Annotated in this window: 1 pseudogene and 1 other annotated feature; the pseudogene reads right to left on the bottom strand. The window is 53.8% G+C overall.

Annotation, left to right across the window (positions count from 1 at the left end):
* Window positions 1-42: 42 nt before the first annotated feature.
* Window positions 43-996: pseudogene (locus ACJHWT_RS25445) on the bottom strand (IS3-like element IS1203 family transposase); the annotation flags it as partial.
* Window positions 859-975: a sequence feature (AL1L pseudoknot), on the bottom strand. Its footprint overlaps the pseudogene before it by 117 nt.

The raw sequence follows: 996 nt of genomic DNA on the forward strand, positions 1-996 counted from the left end.
TGAACCGCCCCGGGTTTCCTGGAGAGTGTTTTATCTGTGAACTCAGGCTGCCAGATCATCGTTTCCGATGGAAGCATAATAAGCTTTTTCTGCTTCTGCCGGAGGAGTATGGCCCAGCCTTCCCAGCAATCGTCGATTGTTATACCAGTCCACCCACGTTAGTGTGGCCAGTTCCACTTCTGCACGGTTTTTCCAGCTCTTACGGTGTATTACCTCCGCTTTGTAAAGACCATTGATGCTCTCAGCCATCGCGTTGTCATACGAGTCGCCTGTACTCCCTGTTGATGCCAGTAATCCGGCTTCTTTTAGTCGCTCCGTATAGGCCAGTGACACATACTGAGAGCCTTTATCGCTGTGATGGATGGTGCCAGACGGACGACGGGCCCACAACGCCTGCTCCAGCGCATCCAGCACGAATGTCGTTTCCATAGACGATGAGACCCGCCACCCCACGATGTATCCGGCAAACACATCAATGATAAACGCCACATAGACGAAGCCCTGCCATGTGCTGACGTAAGTAAAATCAGCCACCCACAGCTGGTCAGGTCGTTCTGCCACGAACTGACGGTTTACGCGGTCGCCTGCGGCAACGGCTTTCCGGCTGATGGTCGTACGGACCTTTTTACCCCGGAGAACACCGGCAAGTCCCATAACCGCCATGAGACGTGCCACTGTACATCTGGCCACCCTGATTCCTTCCCGTAACAACTGACGCCAGACTTTACGCACACCGTACACCTGATGATTTTCATCGTATACGCGCTGTATCTCTCTCTTCAGCCAGTCGTCGTGCTGCGCACGGGCACTACGTTTATCCGGATGATGTCGCTGTTGCTGACAATGGTAATACGTTGACGGGGCAATATGCAGTTCGCTGCATACCGGTCCGACCCCGTACTGCTCACGCAGCTTATCCAGCAGTGGCATCATTTTTTCCAGAGGCGGTCGAACTCCGCCTTCGCAAAATAAGCGGAAGCCTGGCGAAGGATATCG

It is taken from the genome of Escherichia sp. WS338, assembly GCF_046486405.1.
Lineage (GTDB): Bacteria > Pseudomonadota > Gammaproteobacteria > Enterobacterales > Enterobacteriaceae > Escherichia > Escherichia coli.